General features: G+C 43.3%; 23 protein-coding genes. 18 read left to right on the top strand and 5 right to left on the bottom strand.

Going from position 1 to position 22,697, the window contains the following annotated elements; all coding sequences use genetic code 11:
* Positions 1 to 29 precede the first annotated feature (29 nt).
* The 4 genes from AC1DFM_RS31920 to AC1DFM_RS31905 all read left to right on the top strand — a co-directional run bounded on the left by AC1DFM_RS31920 (position 30) and on the right by AC1DFM_RS31905 (position 4,190).
* Entirely contained in the window at positions 30 to 839 is an 810-nt protein-coding gene (locus AC1DFM_RS31920) for a hypothetical protein (protein ID WP_477080837.1), read from the top strand.
* Positions 840 to 1,513: 674 nt separating this feature from the next.
* The gene (locus AC1DFM_RS31915; RefSeq protein WP_477080836.1) at positions 1,514 to 2,107 is read left to right on the top strand and encodes a Crp/Fnr family transcriptional regulator; all 594 of its coding nucleotides are present in this window, start codon (positions 1,514 to 1,516) and stop codon (positions 2,105 to 2,107) included.
* A 1,037-nt stretch (positions 2,108 to 3,144) separates the two neighbouring features.
* The gene (locus AC1DFM_RS31910) at positions 3,145 to 3,510 is read left to right on the top strand and encodes a nuclear transport factor 2 family protein (protein WP_477080835.1); all 366 of its coding nucleotides are present in this window, start codon (positions 3,145 to 3,147) and stop codon (positions 3,508 to 3,510) included.
* A gap of 86 nt (positions 3,511 to 3,596) precedes the next feature.
* Positions 3,597 to 4,190, top strand: a complete 594-nt coding sequence (locus AC1DFM_RS31905) for a 2OG-Fe(II) oxygenase (protein ID WP_477080834.1) — start codon at positions 3,597 to 3,599, stop codon at positions 4,188 to 4,190.
* Between the two features lie 92 nt (positions 4,191 to 4,282).
* On the opposite strand, the gene AC1DFM_RS31900 is transcribed toward AC1DFM_RS31905, so the two are convergent.
* On the bottom strand, positions 4,283 to 4,693 hold the full coding sequence (locus AC1DFM_RS31900) for an SMI1/KNR4 family protein (RefSeq protein WP_477080833.1): 411 nt from the start codon (positions 4,691 to 4,693) through the stop codon (positions 4,283 to 4,285).
* A 276-nt stretch (positions 4,694 to 4,969) separates the two neighbouring features.
* Between AC1DFM_RS31900 and AC1DFM_RS31895 the strand changes: the two genes are divergently transcribed.
* The 3 genes from AC1DFM_RS31895 to AC1DFM_RS31885 are packed head-to-tail and all read left to right on the top strand — an operon-like array spanning position 4,970 to position 6,835.
* The gene (locus AC1DFM_RS31895; protein ID WP_477080832.1) at positions 4,970 to 5,314 is read left to right on the top strand and encodes a hypothetical protein; all 345 of its coding nucleotides are present in this window, start codon (positions 4,970 to 4,972) and stop codon (positions 5,312 to 5,314) included.
* On the top strand, positions 5,298 to 5,684 hold the full coding sequence (locus AC1DFM_RS31890; RefSeq protein ID WP_477080831.1) for a hypothetical protein: 387 nt from the start codon (positions 5,298 to 5,300) through the stop codon (positions 5,682 to 5,684). Before AC1DFM_RS31895 ends, AC1DFM_RS31890 begins: the two co-directional genes overlap by 17 nt.
* A 17-nt stretch (positions 5,685 to 5,701) precedes the next feature.
* Positions 5,702 to 6,835: a glutathionylspermidine synthase family protein gene (locus AC1DFM_RS31885; RefSeq protein WP_477080830.1), complete on the top strand. Its 1,134-nt coding sequence runs from the start codon at positions 5,702 to 5,704 to the stop codon at positions 6,833 to 6,835.
* A gap of 89 nt (positions 6,836 to 6,924) precedes the next feature.
* On the opposite strand, the gene AC1DFM_RS31880 is transcribed toward AC1DFM_RS31885, so the two are convergent.
* A complete protein-coding gene (locus AC1DFM_RS31880; RefSeq protein WP_477080829.1) occupies positions 6,925 to 7,716 on the bottom strand; it encodes an SDR family NAD(P)-dependent oxidoreductase in 792 nt (263 codons plus the stop codon).
* A 44-nt stretch (positions 7,717 to 7,760) separates the two neighbouring features.
* Complete coding sequence (locus tag AC1DFM_RS31875; protein ID WP_477080828.1) at positions 7,761 to 8,342, bottom strand: TetR/AcrR family transcriptional regulator; 582 nt, start codon at positions 8,340 to 8,342, stop codon at positions 7,761 to 7,763.
* 355 nt (positions 8,343 to 8,697) lie between these two features.
* On the opposite strand from AC1DFM_RS31875, the gene AC1DFM_RS31870 reads away from it, so the two are divergent.
* From AC1DFM_RS31870 to AC1DFM_RS31850, 5 genes are all read left to right on the top strand, one after another.
* The gene (locus AC1DFM_RS31870; protein ID WP_477080827.1) at positions 8,698 to 8,925 is read left to right on the top strand and encodes a DUF6434 domain-containing protein; all 228 of its coding nucleotides are present in this window, start codon (positions 8,698 to 8,700) and stop codon (positions 8,923 to 8,925) included.
* Between the two features lie 228 nt (positions 8,926 to 9,153).
* Positions 9,154 to 10,167, top strand: a complete 1,014-nt coding sequence (locus AC1DFM_RS31865) for an NAD-dependent epimerase/dehydratase family protein (protein WP_477080826.1) — start codon at positions 9,154 to 9,156, stop codon at positions 10,165 to 10,167.
* Positions 10,168 to 10,209: 42 nt separating this feature from the next.
* Entirely contained in the window at positions 10,210 to 10,788 is a 579-nt protein-coding gene (locus tag AC1DFM_RS31860) for a Crp/Fnr family transcriptional regulator (protein WP_477080825.1), read from the top strand.
* A 521-nt stretch (positions 10,789 to 11,309) separates the two neighbouring features.
* Positions 11,310 to 16,175: a PKD domain-containing protein gene (locus AC1DFM_RS31855; protein WP_477080824.1), complete on the top strand. Its 4,866-nt coding sequence runs from the start codon at positions 11,310 to 11,312 to the stop codon at positions 16,173 to 16,175.
* A 799-nt stretch (positions 16,176 to 16,974) separates the two neighbouring features.
* Positions 16,975 to 17,307: a YegP family protein gene (locus tag AC1DFM_RS31850; RefSeq protein WP_477080823.1), complete on the top strand. Its 333-nt coding sequence runs from the start codon at positions 16,975 to 16,977 to the stop codon at positions 17,305 to 17,307.
* A gap of 53 nt (positions 17,308 to 17,360) precedes the next feature.
* Here AC1DFM_RS31850 and AC1DFM_RS31845 read toward each other — a convergent pair whose 3' ends face one another.
* On the bottom strand, positions 17,361 to 17,573 hold the full coding sequence (locus AC1DFM_RS31845; protein ID WP_477080822.1) for a hypothetical protein: 213 nt from the start codon (positions 17,571 to 17,573) through the stop codon (positions 17,361 to 17,363).
* A 141-nt stretch (positions 17,574 to 17,714) separates the two neighbouring features.
* On the opposite strand from AC1DFM_RS31845, the gene AC1DFM_RS31840 reads away from it, so the two are divergent.
* Both AC1DFM_RS31840 and AC1DFM_RS31835 read left to right on the top strand, forming a co-directional pair.
* Complete coding sequence (locus AC1DFM_RS31840; protein WP_477080821.1) at positions 17,715 to 18,488, top strand: hypothetical protein; 774 nt, start codon at positions 17,715 to 17,717, stop codon at positions 18,486 to 18,488.
* A gap of 47 nt (positions 18,489 to 18,535) precedes the next feature.
* Entirely contained in the window at positions 18,536 to 18,745 is a 210-nt protein-coding gene (locus AC1DFM_RS31835) for a hypothetical protein (RefSeq protein ID WP_477080820.1), read from the top strand.
* An 85-nt stretch (positions 18,746 to 18,830) separates the two neighbouring features.
* Here the strand turns inward: AC1DFM_RS31835 and AC1DFM_RS31830 are convergent, their stop codons facing one another.
* Positions 18,831 to 19,142 (bottom strand): helix-turn-helix domain-containing protein, encoded by a 312-nt coding sequence (locus AC1DFM_RS31830; RefSeq protein ID WP_477080819.1) that lies wholly within the window; start codon positions 19,140 to 19,142, stop codon positions 18,831 to 18,833.
* Positions 19,143 to 19,341: 199 nt separating this feature from the next.
* Here AC1DFM_RS31830 and AC1DFM_RS31825 point away from each other — a divergent pair, with 199 nt between their 5' ends.
* The 4 genes from AC1DFM_RS31825 (at position 19,342) to AC1DFM_RS31810 (ending at position 22,340) form a co-directional block, all read left to right on the top strand.
* Positions 19,342 to 19,626, top strand: a complete 285-nt coding sequence (locus AC1DFM_RS31825; RefSeq protein ID WP_477080818.1) for a SymE family type I addiction module toxin — start codon at positions 19,342 to 19,344, stop codon at positions 19,624 to 19,626.
* Positions 19,627 to 19,805: 179 nt separating this feature from the next.
* Positions 19,806 to 20,285: a PIN domain-containing protein gene (locus AC1DFM_RS31820; RefSeq protein WP_477080817.1), complete on the top strand. Its 480-nt coding sequence runs from the start codon at positions 19,806 to 19,808 to the stop codon at positions 20,283 to 20,285.
* Complete coding sequence (locus tag AC1DFM_RS31815; RefSeq protein ID WP_477080816.1) at positions 20,263 to 20,421, top strand: hypothetical protein; 159 nt, start codon at positions 20,263 to 20,265, stop codon at positions 20,419 to 20,421. The genes AC1DFM_RS31820 and AC1DFM_RS31815 overlap by 23 nt, the downstream gene beginning before the upstream one ends.
* A 1,121-nt stretch (positions 20,422 to 21,542) precedes the next feature.
* Positions 21,543 to 22,340, top strand: coding sequence for an abortive infection system antitoxin AbiGi family protein (locus AC1DFM_RS31810; protein WP_477080815.1), 798 nt, complete (start codon positions 21,543 to 21,545; stop codon positions 22,338 to 22,340).
* The last annotated feature ends 357 nt before the right edge of the window (positions 22,341 to 22,697 follow it).

The following is a 22,697-nucleotide window of genomic DNA, read 5'->3' as shown; positions in this document are numbered from 1 at the left end:
TAATTAAACCCAATTAAACCAAAATCAAAATGAAAAGATTACTATTTGCCTGCGCATTGGCGCTGGCCGCGCTATCCTCATGCCAGAAGAAAGCTGTAGAACAAGATATAGCTTCCAAAATTCTTCCTGCTTCGCAACAGCGTGTTGTTGCTGCTATAGATGATGCTGCCAATCCTTCCAATCCCTATGACAAGATCGGTTACATCCACAACCAAAGTCTGCTTGCAACAAAGGATGCATCATGGAACAGTAAGGATCAAACCTTTCCGCGTTTGTACGTTGCCTATGTAAGCTTTGCGAATAAGAACTATCCGGGTACTATTATTCCTGATCAGCAGAGTGCCAACATTACCTCGGATCAACTGAAAGCTGATGCTGCAAATAATTTGATCAATACGATTGCACAGGCAAGGTTGTCCGTTGAAGGGAAAGCTTACATGACGAAGCTGGTGGCTACTGTTAACCGGCATGACACTACCGATACCTGGGATACTTACAAACAACGTATTGTAAGTTTTGAGAAAGATGTGTTGTCAGATCCACGTTTGCCCAAGGTAGATGCACAGTATGTCCTGCAAGCGGCATCTGTAGGCCGTTACTCCGTATTATTCTGGACCAATCAATATTATGATGGCAATCCAGCTGGCAGCAACCCTAACGAAGCTCGTTTCATGGTCGCTGTGAACAACCCCGCAGCAAGAGGCTTTTGGGGTTGGTTAAAGGCCAACTGGCAACCACTCGTGAGAGTAGCACTTGCTGATCTCGGTGGTGCTGCAGGTGGCTGGATCGGTGCAGGAATAGCTAGTGGCGGATCTGCACTGGGACAAACATGGAACTAAGGTCGCATGTGATCATCTGTTCAGATTGGGGCGGGCTAAAAAATATATTTCCCCACAAAGCAAAAAAGCACTCTCAGTTGAGATCGCTTTGCTCAATAGGGTCAGATACCGTTGCAAAGCATGATTCTTGTTGCTTGTTTCGTTTTTTATGGAGGAAGAATCCTCTAAATAGTATAACGTATTTCAGCAACTGCAAAACCTGTATACAGGTTTTGCAGTTTTTTTCATGTCAGATCAGATTTTCCTGACAACAAAACATAAGCTATTCCAGTATCTCCTTCAAAGTTTGAAAAGACCCCAAATGATAGCGCAGATTTCCAATCCTTTACTTTTATACTGCTTATAAAACTCCACCCGTTGTATCCTTTCAATTTTACCTTTAAGTACAAATTCCTCATTAATCACGGGACAACTATCTTCCACCATCTCCTTTCCATTAAAATAAGAAAGGTAATACATGGGAGGGGTATTACCGACTGAACTTCTGGCATAGCTGTTTTGGCTATCAGTTTTCTAAAACTATTCACGGTGAAAAATAATTTCGGAAATAACAAAAAACTTCAAGCGTATAGTGATGATATTAACGCTGGTTTACCAAACGCATCCGGAACTGTTTTTCACCCTTATAAGTTTGTTATCTTTGTGCGCCATTAAAAAGGATTTCAATAGCAGACATGGACAATATAATAAGCATTGATGATACAATTAATTTAATCGACAAGAGGTATTTAAAGCTAAAACCTGAAAGCAGATCGGCTTTAAAAGAATGTTCAAGAATCGAGGTTTTCGATAAGCATGCAGTCATCATTAAAGAGAACCAGTATGCTGACATACTAATTTTTATAGTAACCGGCGTTTTAAGGGCATACTATCTCAAAGATGGGAAAGACATCAGCGATTGGTTTTCATTTGAGGGTGACTTTATTTGTGAAAGAAGCAGCTTCTTTCTCGACACGCCCAGTTCTCACTATATAGAGACCCTGGAAAAGACCACGCTAATGATCATTCCTAAAAAAGCAATATTGGAACTATGTGATCAACATCATGATATAGAAAAGCTGGCCAGGTATGCTATTACCCAATCAGTGATCAAGCTTCAGCAAAGATTAATTTCATTACAGTTCGAAACAGCCTTACAAAAATATACTAATCTAATAGCTATCCGTCCGGATATTACTCAAAGAGTTCCATTAGGCCATATTGCATCTTTCCTTGGTATTACATTAGAAACATTGAGTAGAATAAGAAATCCCAAAAACAGAATTTGATCTATATCAAATGGATTAAGGATAATTAAGGAGACCTTTGGGTCAAAATAATCTCATGCGCACTTTAATAGTGATCTGTGGTATCCACAGCCTGATTTTTGCCCTATTTCACTGTTTGTTTTGGAATAAACTACACTGGAAAAATGAACTCAAAAAAATCACTCCTGGTAATCAGGCGGTCATGCAAATACTAAATCTCAGGATAATTTATATTTTCTTTTTTCATTCTTTTCTGTGCATCTATTTTCCGTCTGAGCTACTTGATACCAGGCTGGGGAAAGCCATACTTATCGGGTCTTCTCTATTTTGGATTGGAAGAACAATTGAGCAATTTTTCTTTAAGAAGTTACTCCCCTTTAAGCATCCGCTAAATATAATAGTAACCATTTTATTTATAATAGGGTCGGTTATTTATCTCATTCCATTCATCACCTTAAATTAAAGCTGATGTTACGATTAGGCGGGTATATAAATATAATCATTTCATTTGGCCACATAATAGGGCTATTCTGTGCAGAGAAAATGTTTGAGGTAACGGGGATTGGGCATGAAATGCAGCTACTATCAGCAGTGCATCCCATTCTACCATATGCATTAACGGTTCTCGTTGCCGTCATATTTTTCATCTTTGGACTGTATGGCCTTTCTGCCACTCATCCATACAAAAAACTACCTTTTCAAAAACCGGTAATCTTCATCATCTCAGGGATCTATTTACTACGTGGATTTGGGGAGTTAATATCTCATTCCTGGAATGGTACAAATACATACCTGGAAACCTTTTATTCACTCTTCGCAGTAATTATTGGGTTACTCTATTTATTGGGCGGATTAGGTAGCCGATTATATAGATCGGCATAAGATCAAGTCGGCAGCTCTTGCCATACCGTGACCAGGTGTTGTACTAGCAACCTACCGTTATCAGGTTTCTCCACTTCTTTCCGGCCGCCACCGGTTGCAATTTTATAACTACCGGTGCAATTTGTAGGTGAGGTCCAGACAACTAACCTATATTTGCTGCTTACAAACAGCAGTATATGTCAGCACCAAATGAACTGGAATTCATTGCCCACAAATGGTTCGAAGCCTTCAATGAACATGACCTGGAAAAATTATTATCCCTGTACCACGATAATGCGATTCATTACAGCCCGAAGTTGAAAATCCGGCAGCCAGCTACAGGCGGCCTTATCAAAGGCAAGGACGCACTCCGTGCCTGGTGGAAGGACTCTTTTGAGCGATATCCTCACCTGCAATATATCGTACATACGTTAACCGCCAATCAGGACCGGGTATTTATGGAATATCTCCGTCAGGTGCCCAACGAAGAGGATCTGCTGGTAGGAGAAGTACTGGAGATAAAAGACGGCATCATTACTTCTTCCAGAGTGTATCATGGGTAGGCGGTTAAGAAATATACTTAAAATCCTTTATTTCCAGTTACCTTCACCGGACTACGGATAATTCTGTCCCTATAATCTGCTCTTTTTTGCAACAGTCATTCGACACACTGATCAACAGCTTTATTGAAAACAAGGTTGGTATTTCAGCAAATTTTCTGAGCTTGCAGCTGGCGGGCGACCTAAAGGGCAACCTGCTACAACTCCATTCGGGCAAGAGTATGCTCCCGGCGGGCACGGGTAACCACCTGCTGGTGACACAAGACAAATCCGTTCGTGGCGATGTAATCTACTGGTTGGATAAGGCGCATAACAATGTCCATGAAAATGCTTTCTTCGAAGTAATGGATGCTTTTATAGTATACCTGAACCGCTCCTGTTACACCGGCATCACCGGTTATGAGTTTCACTACACCTTATATGAAGCAGGCAGCTTTTACAAAAAGCACCTGGATCAGTTCCGTAATGACGATAGCCGGCAATATTCGATGATCATTTACCTGAACAGTGATTGGGTTCCTGCTGATGGCGGACAGCTGGCTGTTTACCACAAAGATGGTGATGCACAGCAAATAGATCCGGACAGTGGCAAAACTGTTTTTTTCAAAAGCAGTGAACTGGAGCATGAAGTTCTGTTGACGAATAAGCGCAGAATGAGTATTACGGGATGGCTGAAACGGTAGCCCAACACTCGCTTTTCTACCCTTGCTTGTCTTTATCGCCGATTTCAAATCGGCTACTATGCGTTTTTGATACGACGCAGAAAGCTCCTTCATCAATAAATTAGATCAGCATCGGAATTTATCAACTTAACTGACTCAATAAAAGAATCTGAGACATAGGTGTATTCATTAATTCCATATTTTTTAAAGACCCCGCCTTGCGTCTTAAGAAACCCGATATTGTGACTATTAATGAGGAAGTCAGAAAACCCAATAAAATCGCTATCATCACTCCCGTTGTACTCCTTAAGTATTCTTTCAAGTGGCCAGACTGAAAACATGTTTTCCCGCCAGTCACCGTCTGAAAATCCATTCACTTGTTGATATAATTCCTTGAACTCTTCAGGAAATATAAAGCCTGTTGCTATTTCTACCTCAACAATTAAATCGAGAGATGCCGCAGGATTTAGTTGGATCTTTTCATTCTTCCATTGTTCCAATATCTTAATAATATTACTTTTCATGTTATCATGAAGATAGATAAAATAATTGCCTGAATTGCCGGCCTTATTAAAATTGATCACAAAATAATAAACGGTAATTACCCGTAGTATTTCAGCAAGATAAACAGATAACCCGCCCGGAATGTCTACTCTTCTTATTGGCAAAAAAGTATCGAATATGAGCCTCAAGCAGCTTACTTGAGCGATAGTTACCCTGGGGGCTATGCTATTATAGTTAAAAATTTTATATAAATAATATATTCCCTTATTAACTTCGTAGTATAATTTATATCCGCCATGAATAAAAAACTATACCTGTCAGGCGCTCTCATTTGTTGTATGCTAACACAGGGAAGCTGTAGTAATGACGCCAGTGAACCCAATAATGAAGACATTACCGATGCCATCGACAAAACAGGTTCTATTGAAACAGTACTCAGTACCAACCACCTCGACAAGTTTCATGATGAAATGGTGACTACCCATAAAATATGGACTAACTCATCACTGTACAAAACAGTAGTGCACCGCGATACAATTCCAGCCCTGGGCCAAACCACAGAACAGGGTGAAAACGGGAACGGAGATACTACATCTATTAAACTTCAGAAGGACTACGAGATTTATGTCACCGTTCAATAAAAACCTTAAAAAATCGGCACACATACAACTGGTGCTGATTACCGCAATACTTGCCAGCTGTCATAAGCCTACCCCCCATCACCAGCGCAGGGTATTTATGCGCGGCGATAGCACTGCTCCCTACAACGGTGTAAGAAGTTATTATGGGAATGACAATGAATATTATTCCGGTAACAACGGATACCACCACCATTCGCATCTCTGGTACTATGCCTTCAGACCTTATGGTCATTATTACAATGGTAGTTATACGCGTGCCGGTTACTATTCCGGAGGCCTCAGTGAGCATGCCAACACCGGCAGTAATGGTTTCAAAGGAAGTATTACCCGTGGCGGATTTGGCTCACATGGTTTCAGTGTTTCTTCCTAATTTCAATTAATTTTCAGATGCAACGAATTACTATTCCGCCCCGCAACAACTGGCAGAGCGCCGTAGAGAAGCTGGGGTTTGGATTTCATACAACAGATGTCCCTTACTGGGATGAAAGTGCTTATTACAACTTTACGCTCAGCGAAATAAACAGCATTGAAAGCGCCACACAGGAGTTGTGGGATATGTGCCTGGGCGCAGTGCAATATGTGATGGACAACAACCTGTATCATCGCTTTGCGATTCCTGACTGGGCTATCCCTTACATAGAAAAAACCTGGCAGGAAGATCATCCTGCTATCTACGGCCGGTTTGACTTCTGTTATAAGAACGGTCTTCTTAAACTCCTTGAATTCAATGCCGACACTCCTACTTCTCTCTATGAAGCAGGCATCGTGCAGTGGTTCTGGCTGCAGGATTTTGATAAGTCAAAAGACCAGTTCAACTCTGTTCATGAAAAGCTGATCGACGGCTGGAAAATGCTCGCATCTTACCTGCGTCCTGGCAAACTGCATTTCAGCTGTCTGAAACAAACCCTTGAAGACCTTACCAATACCGAGTACCTGCGCGACTGTGCTATGCAGGCGGGTCTGGATACCAAGCTGGTATTTATAGACGATCTGGGCTGGGATAACAGCACGAGAACATTTATGGATTTGGAGAATGAGTCTATCAGGAACATCTTCAAGTTATATCCCTGGGAATGGTTGCTGAGAGAAGATTTCGGAAGAAATATACCAGAAGATGCCAATCAGGCCTTCTGGATTGAGCCTGCCTGGAAAATGATACTCTCCAACAAAGCACTGCTGCCTATCCTGTGGGAGATGTACCCGAATCACCCTAATCTGCTGCCAGCATGGTTCGACTCACACGGCATGAACCGCTTCGTGAAAAAACCTATTCTTTCCAGAGAAGGAGCCAATATAGAAATGATCGACCACGGACAGCTGCTGCAATCCTCCGATGGTGGCTACGGCCAGGAAGGATATGTATTCCAGGAACTGTTCGAGCTTCCAGCCTATGATGGCAAATATCCGGTGATAGGCAGCTGGGTGATAGCACAGCAGGCTGCAGGTATCGGCATCCGCGAAGCGGACTCCCTGATCACCGATAATAAAAGCCGCTTCGTGCCTCATATGATTGATGGATAATCACATCAGCAAAATATCAATCCTGGTCCCTATATAGCTGCCTGGCCGGGGACCAGGAAAATATGGTAAAGCTATGCCAGTCACGCCAACTACAACGTTCTTAACACCCCACCATCGGCCCTTAGAGCGGCGCCGTTGATGGCAGAAGACAATGGGCTGGCTAAATATGCCGCCAAGCTGGCTATTTCAGCAGGTTCGATAAAACGTCCCAGCAATGAGTGCGGATTGGTACTTTGTATGATCTGTTCCTTCATCACCCCTACTGGCTGTTGATGTAGCGCTGCCAGATGTTCCGTCGCAGCCGCAACACCTTCCGAGTAAGCCGGACCTCCCAGGATTGTATTGACTGTTACCGCTGTACCTTTGGTGAGTTTTGACAACCCGTTACCCAGGGCCAGCATAGCAGCTTTCGTGACACCATAATGAATCATATTGCCCGGAACATTCATGCCCGACTCGCTGCTGATAAAAATAATCCGACCCCAATCCCGGGACAACATCCCTTGTAATACTTGCCTGGAGAGCCTTACCGCACTCATCACATTCACCTGGAAAATATCATTCCACTCCTCGTCTGTTGTCGACTCAAAATCTCTTAATCCAAATACGCCTGCATTGTTGACCAGTATATCCACTGGAGGCAACTGCCGCAACAGGCTTTCTGTCTCTTCCTGGATGCTGAGATCCGCCGCCCATCCGCTGATGGTTGCTGTTGGAAATTCCGTCCGGAGTTTTTGCACCGTGATGTCCACTTTAGCGGATGTTCTTCCATGAAGTATTACCTCCGCACCTTCCTGTAGCAGCTGCCGGGCAATGGCAAATCCTATTCCCTGGGTAGAGCCGCTGATAAAGGCGGTCTTACCGCTTAATTGTAAATCCATAAATATATTTTTGTAATGATCGTTACATAATTAAACACAAAATTTTAGCGCAGTATGCTCAGTTGCATTTCAATGAGCTCCTTCAATTTTTCCTTATGAGGGTGCATTCGTCTGGTTACATTGAGACCGTTCCAGCAGGTAATTAAATATCTACCTAAAACAGCAGCATCCGCAGGATTGGTAACATCGCCTGTACGCTGGGCTTCCCGGATGGTGTCAGTAAACATTTTTTCTACATCTTTTAATATACCAACGGCTTCCGCTTCCAGATCGTTATCGATAAAAGCCAGTGCTGTTACTGTATTGGCCACAATACATCCCCTCAGGTGTGTATGCTCGTCTGCCATTGCCACACTGCGAAAAAAGTCCCTGATCAGATCCATCGGCGAAACACATTGTTTCAATTCCTTCTTAAACGCCTGGAAAGCCTCCCGTCGCTGCTGCAGCGCCTTTGAAAAAAGTTCCTTTTTACCGCCCCTGAATGTGTTGTACAAACTGCCGCTACCCATCTGTGTAGCGCTTTGCAGGTCCTGCAAAGACGTAGCGCTGTAACCCTTCTCCCAGAATACTTCCTGGGCTTTGAGCACCACCGCATCATTATCATATGTAGCTGGTCTCCCTCTCATTTTATTTCTGTAATGATCGATACAAAAATAATAATCCGGATGAATATATCCAAAAATTTCTTTTTTGGTAGCCTATTAGAATCAATGTGGTCAACAAACTATTTATAGTAGAGGTGAACAAGCTGGTTCCCCATCCGGGTATGGTAGAGATATATAAATCAGCCGTTATCAGTGAGTATAACAACAAGACTAAAGACCACATGAATGGCCGCGGGTTGATGTTAGAACGACTGGAAGAATTAAAAATACCAAAATGTCCTTCACCTGGGAGTAGCATGTATCTTTGTAACATCTTGTAKAATGTGCAATATCTACTTTACCCACAAGGTTGACAAAGTTTTCTTAACTTCATTTTATGAATAAATTTGATTGGCATTCAGAAGCATTAAAGGATAACACCATAATTACAACCAGTTATAAAAACACTCAAAACGTCAGGCGTTTTTTCCAATCTCATTTTGGTGCTAATTTTAAAATGAATCGGGAGTTTATGGCTTGGTTGAAGGCAAATGTTGGCAAAACATTAGGAGATGCAATAAAGGAGTTTGAAAATAAAGACCTTATTTCAAAAAAAACTGTGTAGATATATAAAGCGAAGCTCTTTTTAGAACTTTGATTTTATATATCTACACAGTTGCTTAATTAATCTGAGTCCGGACGGACAATTCCCGAACCAATTTATTGATAATTTGAAGCAATTGGCTAGACTTTTATTATTAAAATAGGCTAACCATCAGATTTTTTACCTAACAAAAGTCAAGTGAATTKGCAAATAGTTGTTGGAGCTTTGTGTCATTAAAAATGAAATACTATGACACAAAAAAATCTGGCTTTAGTATCCGGTGCCAACGGACATTTGGGCAATAATTTGGTTAGACTTTTAATAAGGAAAGGAATTCCTGTAAGGGCCACAGTTCGGAACATTAATAATAAAGCTCCTTTTGCCGGCCTGGACTGTGAGGTGGTGCAGGCCGACATAACCGATAAACCATCTTTTGTAAAGGCCTTGCAGGGAGTAGAGACTTTCTACGCTGTAGGTGCTTCTTTCAAGTTATGGGCCAGGGACCCCAAAAAAGAAATCTACGATGTTAACATCCAAGGGACAAGGAATACTATTGAAGCCGCGGCAGAAGCAGGTGTAAAACGTATCGTCTATGTAAGCTCTATAGCTGCGTTGAATTATACAACCCTTCCGACCAAGGAAAGTTATGGGTACAACCCCGATCGCAGAGACATGTATTACAATTCCAAAAATGATGGCGAAAAACTAGCCTTCGAGCTGGCAGAAAAGCTGGGAATAGAATTAGTTTCTGTAATGCCCTCAGCAATGATCGGAAGTGAAGCTTTTCTGCCTTTGAATGTATCTTATGGCGTTCTGAAGCTGATCCTCAACAAGGAAATTCCGGTTGATACCAAAATCACCCTGAATTGGATCGATGTAAAAGATGTGGCAGAAGGATGCTATTTGGCTGCACTGAATGGCCTTGGGGGAGAACGATAYATTCTTGCTAACGAAAAATGTATGACTATTACTGACACTACCATTTTAGCTAACAAATTATATCCTGAGCTGAAGATTAAAATACCTGGTTCAGTGCCCAAATTCATTTTGTTTATTATTGCCTGGATAATGGAACTTTCCGCCAGGATGGTTGGGAAACCACCAGTGCTGACCCGTAAGGACATTGCTATGTTCTCTGGCCTGCAACAAAATTTTGATATTACAAAAGCAAGAAAAGAACTGGGGTTCAATCCCAAAAGCCCCAAACAGGCTGTACAAGATGCACTGGCTTATTTAATGGAGCATAAAGAGCTATTAAAATAGTTATTGTAAATTTGAAAACCAGTTATTCATGGTTGTGAAGATATGATGCAACGGAAATTAATTGATTTTATCCGGTCCGGCCATTCTCTTTCAAATGAGGATGAGCATTTGATTGTCCAATATTTTGAACCGGTACTTTTCCCTAAAAACCGTATCATTGAAGAAGCGGGAAAGGTACCGAAATACCTTTATTATATTGTATCCGGCTATCTACGCCTTTTCCATTATAATGAAAATGGAGATGAAGTCACCACCCACATCAATTGTCCTCCCGGTTTTTTCACTTCCTATTTCCATTTTGTAAATGGAACAAAATCTAATGAAAATGTGGAGTGTATTACTGAGTGTGAACTATTGCGCATTACAAAGACTGACCTTGAGATACTGATGTCAAAAAGTGCCGCTATGAAAAACTTTAGTATAACGGTTTTTCAGCAATCTATAACTTATAATGAAAATCGCTCTGCAGAGTTGGCAACACTTTCTGCGGAGCAACGTTATAGAAAGCTTATTGAGGATTATCCTGGAGTCTTGCACAATGTCCCTATTACTTATATCGCCTCTTTTCTCGGCATGAAGCCTGAAAGCCTGAGCAGGATACGTCGCAGATTAACATCATAAAATAAGCATCTTTTTTAAAATCTTGCGTCTGGACAATCGCTCCTTTCTGCGGAAGCATTGATTGTAAAACAGAAAAAGCTCTGGTGTCCTAACGGGATATACGTAAAAATCCCCTATAGTAGCGGATTTCAACTCCGGTAATCCTCTTGGGAGTAGCACATATCTTCGTAATGTCTTGTAGATTCTGTGTCTGATAGTGGTGAGCGCTTTTGCTAACCGTAATGTCACCTTAATTACGTGTAACCTTTGTAGTCAGGGTAGTGAGCTCAAATGTAAGAAAAATATGCTTCCTTCATAGATAGCAACTAACCACTAATTTTAAGGCTACTGCCGCCCCCACTGGCTGTTGGGTTATTACTCTCTATCCATTTAAAACATTCTTTCCGACATGCTCATTATAATACCCAACCTGTCTAATAAGGTCTTTCTGGTTAGGAATCCAGATACCGGCTATTTTGTACATTGCAATTAATAACGTAAATTCAAGATACACAACGTATCCATGAATGAACCTTTTTAGCTTGGCAAAGCATAAATCGGGTCCATCACTACTTGCCAATCTATTAGCATGCTGTTTTATTTCCCTGGGAGTTAACGCGCAAATCAAAGCAGACTTCAATGCTTCATCAACCACAGATTGTGAACTGCTGCTAACAACATTTAGTGATAAGTCAACCGGACAGCCAATTTCCTGGCAATGGGATTTCGGCAACGGATATACCTCTACTGAACAGCACCCCGGGGCTGCCTATCTTAAACCCGGTATTTATACGGTAAGCCTTACCGTAAAAGACACGGCGGGCCATTCCGCCACAGTTATCAAAACAGGGTATATCACCGTAAGATCGAAACCAAAAGTGGATTTCACAGCCACCAACGCAAGTGGTTGCGCCCCTTTACAGCCTACCTTTACAGACAAATCAGACCCGGTAAACGGTACCCTGATCACCTATACCTGGGACTATGGAGATGGCGCTACCGGGACTGGCAGCAGCAGCACACATGCCTATCAGCAGGCAGGCAAATATCCTGTTACCCTGATTGTTACTAATAGCTATCAATGTACCAACTTCAAACTGATAGATACCCTGGTAAAGGTGACACCGCCTATAGTAGCCGATTTTAATGTGACTGATAAAATATTCTGTAAGGCACCCGCCACCGTGCAACTGACCAATACATCTACAGGACCGGGTACACTGACCTATAAGTGGACATTTGACGATGGGAGCACCTCCGCCTTAAAAGATCCCGGTACACATACCTTTACAGGCAAAGGTATGCACAACGTTACCCTAACAGTAACGAATACCGGGCAATGTACTGCTGTCAAAAAAATGGATGACATTAACGTTGCCGCCTACACGACCGACTTCACCTTCCCGACTCCCATCTGTTCGAATACACCGGGGATCTATAGTGGAGTATTTTCCACTACTTCCCAACTAAAAGTAGCCTGGGAAATCAATGGCCAGCTAACTATGAACAATCCCGGCAATACCACTACCTATACGCCTCCGGCTGCAGGTCCGCTAAATGTAAAACTGATTGCCACCTACGGTCAATGTGTGGATATCATTGAAAAAAAACTGAGCATCAAACCAACTCCGACTGTCGGCATCACAGCAATGGTACCTCCTTTCTGTAATATGCCAGCCTCCGTTCAGTTTACAGACAATGCCCCTGCCGGCACTTCCAGACAATGGGACTTCGGTGATGGTCAGACCTCTGGCTCAAAAGCTCCATCTCATTCCTATACAGTTGCAGGTAATTATGCCGCTACACTGGCTACCACCAGTAAAGATGGCTGTACTGCGATGAGCCAGGTCAGTGTGGACGTATTCCCCGTAAAAATCACAGCGGATGCAGAAAACCGGAGTGGCTGCGAGGGATTAATTACTACCTTCCATGCCTACAGCAGTAATACAGACGCAATTAAAACCTATGAATGGGATTTCGGAGATGGTAGTCCCAGTTCCACAGCGCCCACCCCCAGCCATCAATACAATAAAGCCGGCATCTACCTGATTTTCCTGAAATATACTACCATCAATGGTTGTAAAGGCAAAGTACAAACAACGAATAATGTAGAAGTATACCAGAAACCTGTACCTGACTTCTTTTCACCGGATGCACCCATGATATGTGGCAATACACCGGCTGTCTTCAAAGACAAATCAGATATTGGCGACAGTTGGCAATGGAATTTCGGCGACGGGGGTACCGGGTCCGGAAAAAATACGCCCCACAGCTACCAACTGCCAGGTACCTACACGGTACAGCTGATAGTAGGTAACCATGCCTGCTATGATACCATCATCAAAAAGAAATATATTACTGCCACCAACCCATTTCCCCGGTATACTGTCAAGCCGGTGGATTGTAATAAACGTACTACCATCATTTTCGAAGACCATTCCATCGGCGCCGAATCCTGGCAATGGAACTGGGGCGATGGTACCGATACCAGCTATACGGTTTCCACCAGTACTTTAGCTCACGTATTCCCTGCCAGTGGCACCTACCAGGTGGGGCTTACCGTAAAAGACAGCCACTGTACCACACATGAAAGCATGCCTGTAACCGTGATCGCTTCTGCGCCAATAGTGATCACCACCGACAAAAATACTTTGTGCAGCAATGAATTACTGGGTGCTGCCATTACTACCTACAACCCGGCCATATATAAAACCGATGGCTATAAATGGATGGCCAATGGAACTGACGTAAGCGATCCGGATAACCAGCATACGTTCACCTACAAAAACCTGGTTCCCGGCAAATACAAAATGCAACTGGCCGTTGAAAACCTGCAAGGCTGTACAGACCTCAGCAACATGGTACCCGTCAGCGTACGGGGGCCTGTGGCGGCATTCAGGCTGCCCCCCGCAAAATGCCCCGGTAATGAACTTGTTTTCACAGACCTCACCAACATCAGCAACAGCGCCGGTGTTATCGAATGGCAATGGGATTTCGGTGATGGCTCCCCCATACAAACCTTTACCAAAGGGCCTTTTCTCCACACTTACAAAGAGCCGGGCAGTTATAACCCAATGATGAAGGTCACCGATAAAGACGGATGCATGAGTTACGGCTACGATAATACGTTACTTGTAAAAGGCCCCCATGCCACATTTACCGCCAGCAGCTATCTGGTCAAACCTGGCACCGATGTATATTTCTATAACCAATCGACCGAAACCGATGGCATCATCACCAATGTTGACTGGAGCTTTGGTGATGGAAATACTTCTACCGCTACAGGCACCGCCATGAATAACTATACTCAAAACGGCATTCACCAGGTAGTATTACGTGTAAAGGATAACAATGGTTGTGAAGACCAGGCAGTAAAACAGGTGAAGGTATCTCCTATCGGGGCAAACTTTGCCTACAAAGCCATCTTTGCCAATGGTGGCAGCTGTGCCCCCATGATCTTTTACTTTACCAACACTTCCCTGAATTATGTTTCCAGTTATTGGAGTTTTGGCGACGGCACCTTCTCAACGGAAGTCAATCCCGTACATACGTATACGGAGCCGGGGCGTTATGCCATAGTACTCACAGCCATGGGAGCATCCGGAACCTCAGACCAATTCACCGATACTATAGAAGTGAAAGGTCCTTATGCCGCAATCATAGCCAGTTCAGATGGCGGCTGCCTGGAAAAGGAAATTCACTTTACCATCCTCAGTAAAAGCACGCAGGATTTTAGCTGGGATTTTACCGATGGTATTATTCTTCATACAAAAGATACAGCAGTAAAACACCTGTTCAAAACACCCGGCATCTATCAGCCACGGCTGTTATTATCTGATGAAAATGGCTGTAGGGGCAGTGCCCGGCTTCCTAACCCTATTGTTATTGACAAACTGGATGTACAAATAAAACCAGTACCAGATATCCTTTGCGGGAAAGGAACAGTAACATTTGCCCCGGTGTTCAACAGCTTTTCCATAGATCAGCTGGGCAAGCCAGGCAGCTATCAATGGACTTTCGACTCTACGCTGATACCCACCAACGTAAGTACAGCCACGCCATCTTTTTTCATACCCACCCCCGGTAAGTATGATTTCAGTCTTACCACCACCACTGCCTATGGCTGCCATCAAACGGTGTCTACCAACGTGAACGTATACACGAAACCTGCAGTCAGCATTGCCGGTCCGGATAAAGTCTGTGTACAGTCACCCACCAGCTTCAACGGTAGCGCCACAAACAACAACGGGCTCACCTGGCAGTGGAACTTCGGCAATGGACAAACCGCTACAGTAAGTACACCTCCTCAACAGGTATACACCCAATCCGGCGCTGTCAATATATCACTCATTGTTGCCAACAAAGATGGATGTACAGATACCGCCCTGCATCTGCTGCAGGTACAACCTTTGCCGAACGTAAAAGCCACTTCACTGAGCGACTTTATCTGCCGGCGTAATACGACTGTGTTAGAAGCTGTTGGGGGAAGCAGTTATGAATGGACGCCGGTGACCGGGCTCAATAATCCATTAATAGCTGCTCCTACAGCAAGCCCTGATAGCAGTACCACTTACCAGGTGAAAGGAACAGACAATAATGGCTGCATCAATATAGCGCAGTTAACACTACAGGTGATACAGCCTGTTAAAGTGATAGCCGCACCGGATACAACACTCTGTCTGGGCACCCTGCTGCCACTATATGCATCCGGAGCAGATTATTATAAATGGGAAGGCGAAGGACTCATCGATCCCAATGCCGCCGTTACTAAAGCAAGGCTGCCGCACACCGGTAACTATACCTACACCGTAACCGGTTACGACAACAAAGGATGTTTTTCCGATAAAACATCTCTGCAGGTAACCGTAGCACCTTATCCTACCGTTAATATAGGACCTGACCAGGATGTAATGGCCGGCACTTCCGTGTCCCTGAGCGCACTGACAAGTAATGATGTTATCAGCTATAAATGGCTTCCGGAAAATGATATCACCTGTACTGCCTGTGGAAGCATACAGGTAACTCCCAACCTTACCACCACATATACTGTAGAGGTATCAAACCGCTATGGCTGCAAGGCAAAAGATGATGTTACCATACATATTCTCTGTAACCAGGCAGCCGTTTTTATGCCCAATGCCTTTACCCCCAACTTTGATGGACAAAATGACCGCATCTATCCGAAAGGGAAAGGAGTAAAAGAAATTATCTACCTGCGTATTTACGATCGTTGGGGAAATCTTGTATTTGAAAATACACATTTCCAGATCAATGTTCCTGCTGCCGGCTGGGATGGCAGCAAGAATAATCAGAAATCCCTGGCAGGCAGTTATGTTTATTTTATGGAAACCGTTTGCGAAAACGGAGAAAAATTTACATTCAAGGGAAGTATATTATTGGTGCGATAACACCTTTGTACGTACTGTTGACATATCGTCATCATAGCAAGTAGTGGGCAGGACATTGTCTGCCTGGTGTTAAAAATTTAAGGCACCTTTAATTGCCGCGACGGCCCAGGCTTTCGCCGGATAGAAAAAGATAATGGTTTAATGGAGACATTTTTACTTATAGGGCTATGGAAAAAAATAGCGCACCTGCCATGGTAATAAAATAGGTAACAATGATAAAAAATAGGCTATTACGTTTAGAAAACTTTATACTTGCAATGTTCTCTGATAATTTACACATCTTTTTGAGAATGGCATAATCTAGAATTGCCTATAATTCTATTAAAAATTATCTTAAAAAATTGCACCTTACATATAGACAAGTCAACCCAAATAAAACTAAGTAACCACGAAAAGTAATTTCGCACTTTGGTAGATTAAGAAATAGACCAAAACAACAAAGCCCGCGACTAGCGCAGGCTTTGAAGCTTTCCAGTGATCCCCTTGGGACTATATCAAAGGCTTAATTGCCGCCACTTTTCAAGGATTTTTTAGCTGGTGTATCCGATTTTGTATCCTTCCGGAATAACTTATTTTGCTTAGGTTTAAAAGAACTTTTCAACCCTACAAAGATACGAAAACCCTTGCTAAATAAGCACAAACGGGTATAAATTATATTTCTGGTATCTAACAGTATCGTATACACGACTGGGACCAACCTGGAACCGGCATATACCACCCATTAAAATACACTGCAATATGTTCGCGTCATATTTTAAATTATTTACTTATCTTCAGAGCTTACATTAAACCAATCTATATGGGAAAATTTGTTATCACCAAGGACGCCAAAGGCGAGTTTCGTTTTAAACTGAATGCTGGCAATGGCGAAACTATTCTTGTCAGTGAAGGCTACACCACAAAAGCAAATTGTGAAAACGGAATTGAATCTGTACGCACCAATTCCCAACATGATGAGCGATTCGAGAAAAAGACTTCCTCAAATGGGAAACACTATTTTAACCTAAAGGCCACGAATGGCCAGGTGATCGGCACCAGCGAAATGTACGAAAGTGCTTCTAGTCGTGATAATGGCATTGCTTCTGTTAAGAGTAATGCCCCTACGGCTACTGTCGATGACAAAACTGTCTAAGACGTTAATACATGGCCGAACTATGTGTCCGGCCATGTATCTGTTCCCTCCAGCTATTTCAGAAACACCTGGACATTACTCTCTTCCAACCCAGTGTAGCAACAGAACTCAGCTACAGTAACAAAAGCTCCCCTTTCTTTCCCGTTAATCTCCCGTATCTGCTGCAGGATCTTTCTGGCGGTTCGCTCACTTCTGCCGGTAATGTTCATCACATCTTTTGCATAAATCACTATGCGGTTAGGTACTATTTTCTGCGAAAATGGCATAATCGGAATGGAAATTTTTCTGGGTTAAAATGCCGGCTTAGGTTTGGAGTGGTTACCACAAAAGTACTGCATCATGCGCAGATGTGAGCCTAACGGGCTTGGCTATGTAAACAGCCCTATCTATCATTCAATTGTTTCTATATGGCAAGACAAAGTGGAATTATTCCCCTGAAAGGAACAATCGGCAATATCACTTTTTACAAAACGAAAGCCGGACACCTGGCACGTGAAAAAGGCGGCGTAGATGCCAGCCGTATCGCTACAGACCCGGCGTTTGTCCGTACACGTGAGAATGGAGCGGAGTTTGGCCGCGCTGGTAAAGCTGGTAAGCTGTTACGAACAGCCTTCCGGGCAATGCTGCTGAACGTCGGGGATAGCTATATGTCATCCCGTCTTACTCGTGAAATGGTAAAGGTGATTCAGGCAGATGCCACCAATGTACGCGGCCAGCGCAACGTCATTGACGGCGAGGCGGAGCTGCTCAAAGGTTTTGAGTTCAACAGCAGTGCGCGGCTGGGTAGTACCTTGTACGCCCCATTCACCACCGCCATTGATCGCGCAGCGGGTACTCTGATTGTCGATGTCCCTTCTTTCGTCCCCATCAACATGGTTGCCGCTCCTGCAGGTGCTACGCATTTCAAAGTCCAGGCTGCCGGTGCGGAGGTCGATTTCGAGGCGGAAACGTTCGTMAACGGCAATGCGGCCAGTGCTGAGCTGCCCATCGATGCAACTGCTACCGCTGTTATGGCGTTGACCGTAAACGTGACAGATAACAGCACCAAACCGTTGTTTCTGGCGTTGGGTGTAGAGTTCTACCAACAGGTTAACGGGGCCTTGTATAGCCTTAAAAATGGTGCTTACAATGCGCTCGCACTGGTGAATATCTCCGGTATGCCGGCAGCGCCAAACCCTTAATTACCGGCCTTTATGGGCCGGCATTTCTTCACCTTTAAATTGTGTGTATGAAACTTGCACAACGACTCACTGCATCAACACCGCCTTTTTTTAGTAAGGTGCGCAATATAGGTTTGCTCCTGACAGCGATTAGTGGCGCCCTGATGGGCATCCCAGCTATCCCTGTCATCATCGTGAAAATTGCCGGTTATATCGCTGTTGCCGGTACTGTCATGACGGGGGTAAGCCAGACAGCAGTTTCAAATGAAGGCGGTTAGACCGCTGTTAAATCGTTTCCCGGCTATAAGGTGTGGTTACCTTTGGGATTGTTTGGTGTAAAGGCTTTCGCGCAAGCGGGAGCCTTTATCTTTTTCCCTGTAATTTCTCTTTAGCTTCAAACGCTTCAATTACAGCCATAACATATTCCTTATTGATCGGGGAAAGCTCTCTGATTTTTTTAGCAAGTGCATCTTCGGGGTTAATATCTCTTATTAAATAGTCCAATGAGCATTCCAGGACATCAGCAATTTTTGCTGCTACTTCAATTGATGGTTTTGTTTCATCACGTTCATATTTTCCGATAATATCTCGTGATGTTCCAACACTGTCCCCCAGTTCTGTTTGTGTTAACTTCTTTTGTTTTCTTGCTATGGTAACTTTTTCACCAAAAGTCATAATGGATGATTTTCGCGCTAAACTACTGATTTAAAATTAAATGTTAAGTTGAGAGATTGCCAAACACAAATGACATACAGAATGTGATAAATAGTTAACATAAAATGACATTAAAATGACGTAAAAACGATCAAAACAACACAATGTAAACATCATATTTATAACATTATCAGTATATTTGTGATAAATAGTTAACAATATGAAAAGTAAATTAAAAACAAGAAGCATAACTGTCAAACAACTCCATCAGGAACGAGCCGATCAATGGATATCAGTTTCCTGTATTCAACTTGCCGGTGTATGGCTTCATGATGCCGGCTTTGTTATTGGTGACCGGGTTAATGTCCAAGTGCGACGCAACCGTTTAGTAATTACCAATGAAAAACTGCCAGTTGTACCCCTCCAACCGGAACCAACTGCCAGCAAAAGGAAGATGCGACAAATCAGCCGCCTCCTTGCCTCCATTAACCTTGATGAGGAATAGCCCCAACTTTCTGTTAACCCAGAGCAACCGGTAAACCTTCTGCACATCGGTTGCCATTAAACCATGTTTTAAAATGAAAATGCTCCTACCAACGAACACCGGGTGTTCGTAGCGTAACTATGTGCCTATATCAGGCAGTTTGATTTAACCCACTTCTTCACTTTCTTCAATTATCAATCATGTTGAATGTTTATGCAGACACCTCTGTAATTGGAGGCTGTTTTGATCAAGAATTTCAAGTACACAGTAATGCTCTTTTTGAGGAATTCAGGACCGGTGTAAAAAAGTTGATGCTGTCTGATCTGGTCATGATGGAGTTGAAGCCCGCGGGAGATGAAGTAAAGGCCAAGCTGGCGGAAATCCCCAAACGTTTTAAAGTTAAAGTGAAAGGGCATGTAAAAGCTATGAAACTAGCAGATACGTATATCGCAGCGGGCGCGCTAAGTAACAATTCCTATAATGACGCGTTACATATTGCCTTGGCTACGTTGCATGGGGCTGACGTTCTTGCCAGTTGGAATTTTAAACACATCGTGAACCTAGACCGAATAAAACTTTATAATTCCATAAATTTGCACATGGGGTATCGGCAAATTGAAATCAGGACCCCGCGCGAAATCTTAAAACCATATGATCATGAAAAAAAGAAAAAAGTATGATGCTGTGGCGGAGGTGAGAAAGATCAGGGAGGAAATGAGTGTCAAATACATAGGGAACCATGATTTATTGTTGAGAGATCTAAAAACAGCGTGGAGGGAATTCCACCTGGAAGAAAAAGCCCTAAAGAAGCGTTAACTCCCCATCTTCACTTTTACATTTACTGTATTACATCATAGGCTTGCCAGCGTGGCTAATAGATATGTTTGCCGCGCTGTCGGGCCGTTATTTGAGTGCTACGCACCCGTGTGCGATGTACAAGGTGCTACGCCACCAACCGGGGCCGATCCGTGAGGGGGGCGCTGCGGTCCGGAGGCTGCCGGGCGTGAATGGGGCCGAACAGGCAATCAGTAGTCAGCTATGTAGAGAAAGTATAATTGACAAAAAGCACTATTTGAACAATCGGCAAACGTCCGGGAGAATAGATGATGGGTTACTGACGCTGGGCCTATGTTCTTTCGCTGGTCAAAGTGATACCGTTGAGCCCATGCTCTACAGTTGATCCCATCATCTGTTCTCACGGACGCCGCGCGATAGTACAATGTCGATCAGGGTACAAATGCTGGTGTTCGCGCGCCTGGTTCTCCTGTCGGTCGCTTAATCAGGGTTTTGTCGATCAGTGCTATAATCTCCCGCTAAATAGGATTACTGTCGCCCCGCCCCCGCCGCCCTTCCACCCCCGGCCGCTGGGGCGGCAGCACGAGCGCAGGCCCCGGAGCGCAGCGGAGGGGCCAAGCGAGGGCGAGCCCCAGCAGGCCGCGCCTTCGACCTTTGTCTAGCCGGGAGCGCCAGCGGACGGCAAATCAAAAATGGAAGGCCGGGGGTGGCGGGCGGGGGGCGGACAAAATGGGCAGCGGAGGGATGGCGGGCATAATAGCGACCAATTGTAAAAACAGCCCTTAGCCAGACTGGGAGCTGCCCGAACGGAGGCGGAGGGAGCGCAAAAAGGGTGACAGGGCCGAGTGCAGCCCCTGAAGCGCAGCGGAAGGGGCAAGCGAGGGCCTGGCGCCCTTTTTGCCGACTGATGCCGGAGTGAGACCATTAAACCCGCTTAGATCTACGCTTCTATCCCGGTAATAAAAATCCGCATCTATCTACTACTCATGTCCAATAGAATTCCAAATGCTGAAGAGTGCGACGCAAGAATGTTCAATAGAATTCCAATGCTGGGTACCAAATCCAAACCTTCACCTATAACATTTCGTGCTTCATCTCTCGGCATAACACAAAATTTGAATACCTTGTAAAAAAAGTCTTATATGTCTCTATCATCCAGTGGAATATTTCATTTTACAAAAAGTTCAGAAAATCTTTTATCAATATTAAAAGGTAAATTCTATGGTAGCCGATGTAAAGAAATATTAAATCATGGAGGGGAAAAAGTCCCTTTATATGTGCCAATGATTTCCTTTTGCGACATGCAACTGAATCAATACATAAAGATGAAAACAATTTACGGAAGATATGGCATTGGTTTAAGTAGAGCATGGGCGATTAAGAACAAATTAAATCCTGTTTTATACATTGATAAAACGTCCAATTTGATTGACAATTTTATTAAGGCATTAAATGCTAGCCAGACTACAGTCGCAGTAGCTGGAACTATACTGGCTAGTAACAAAACTCCAGAGGGAATATTGGTTACTCAGAATCTAAATGATTCGGTCAGCTATTTAATCTATTCACTCTATCACACCAAACACTACGAAGATGATTTAGTACGTAAAGAAGGTACTATTAACAATTATAGATTTTATGACGAGAGAGAATGGCGCTACATTCCAGAATTTGACTGTGCTGTATGTCAATTAAAAATGACAGAAGCTGAATATATTGCTTGGCGTGGCCCAGAAGATCAACCCAAACCTACACTACCAGAGGTAGAACTGACCTTTTTAGCAGAAGATATTGAATTTATACTTGTGAAAGAAGACAGCGAAATAGGACCTATGATGGCAGAAATAGACAAATTGGATGCAGCTTTTTTTGCAGGTTCTGCAAGAGAAACCTTAAAAACTAAAATAATTTCTTTCGACAGAATTGAGAAAAATATATAATGCTCAAAAATAGGCTTGACACAAAGTACCAAAAGACAAATGACCAAAATAATGTAACCTGGAAAGAAGGAGCAATTTCAAACTTTCCAGGTTACATATCTGGCAAATATTTCACAAAAAGACTTAATTAAAGACACTATCTCATAAACTGTGTAAATTCTAAAAATCGGGGTGTTTCACCTCGATTTTTTAATTTTAAAGCATATAYAGTTTTATGAAGACAGAAGATTTTTTATCAGACGACTTTCTGAAGCAGTTTAAAACGGCCGATCAACTAAACAATTTCCTGGCCCAGATTCAGAAACGGGGCATTGAAAAGATGCTGGAAGGTGAACTGGATAGTCATTTAGGCTATGA

This window comes from Chitinophaga sp. 05T412 (genome assembly GCF_056396465.1).
This window is presented reverse-complemented; position numbering and strand designations above follow the sequence as displayed.

Coding starts and splice junctions, on each gene's coding strand:
- AC1DFM_RS31920 (WP_477080837.1), top strand. CDS start 30: ATGAAAAGATTACTATTTGCCTGCGCATTGGCGCTGGCCGCGCTATCC.
- AC1DFM_RS31830 (WP_477080819.1), bottom strand. CDS start 19,142: ATGACTTTTGGTGAAAAAGTTACCATAGCAAGAAAACAAAAGAAGTTA.
- AC1DFM_RS31870 (WP_477080827.1), top strand. CDS start 8,698: ATGAATAAATTTGATTGGCATTCAGAAGCATTAAAGGATAACACCATA.
- AC1DFM_RS31815 (WP_477080816.1), top strand. CDS start 20,263: ATGAAAAAAAGAAAAAAGTATGATGCTGTGGCGGAGGTGAGAAAGATC.
- AC1DFM_RS31860 (WP_477080825.1), top strand. CDS start 10,210: ATGATGCAACGGAAATTAATTGATTTTATCCGGTCCGGCCATTCTCTT.
- AC1DFM_RS31885 (WP_477080830.1), top strand. CDS start 5,702: ATGCAACGAATTACTATTCCGCCCCGCAACAACTGGCAGAGCGCCGTA.
- AC1DFM_RS31895 (WP_477080832.1), top strand. CDS start 4,970: ATGAATAAAAAACTATACCTGTCAGGCGCTCTCATTTGTTGTATGCTA.
- AC1DFM_RS31850 (WP_477080823.1), top strand. CDS start 16,975: ATGGGAAAATTTGTTATCACCAAGGACGCCAAAGGCGAGTTTCGTTTT.
- AC1DFM_RS31845 (WP_477080822.1), bottom strand. CDS start 17,573: ATGCCATTTTCGCAGAAAATAGTACCTAACCGCATAGTGATTTATGCA.
- AC1DFM_RS31810 (WP_477080815.1), top strand. CDS start 21,543: ATGTCTCTATCATCCAGTGGAATATTTCATTTTACAAAAAGTTCAGAA.
- AC1DFM_RS31900 (WP_477080833.1), bottom strand. CDS start 4,693: ATGAAAAGTAATATTATTAAGATATTGGAACAATGGAAGAATGAAAAG.
- AC1DFM_RS31910 (WP_477080835.1), top strand. CDS start 3,145: ATGTCAGCACCAAATGAACTGGAATTCATTGCCCACAAATGGTTCGAA.
- AC1DFM_RS31890 (WP_477080831.1), top strand. CDS start 5,298: ATGTCACCGTTCAATAAAAACCTTAAAAAATCGGCACACATACAACTG.
- AC1DFM_RS31875 (WP_477080828.1), bottom strand. CDS start 8,342: ATGAGAGGGAGACCAGCTACATATGATAATGATGCGGTGGTGCTCAAA.
- AC1DFM_RS31880 (WP_477080829.1), bottom strand. CDS start 7,716: ATGGATTTACAATTAAGCGGTAAGACCGCCTTTATCAGCGGCTCTACC.
- AC1DFM_RS31915 (WP_477080836.1), top strand. CDS start 1,514: ATGGACAATATAATAAGCATTGATGATACAATTAATTTAATCGACAAG.
- AC1DFM_RS31835 (WP_477080820.1), top strand. CDS start 18,536: ATGAAACTTGCACAACGACTCACTGCATCAACACCGCCTTTTTTTAGT.
- AC1DFM_RS31820 (WP_477080817.1), top strand. CDS start 19,806: ATGTTGAATGTTTATGCAGACACCTCTGTAATTGGAGGCTGTTTTGAT.
- AC1DFM_RS31825 (WP_477080818.1), top strand. CDS start 19,342: ATGAAAAGTAAATTAAAAACAAGAAGCATAACTGTCAAACAACTCCAT.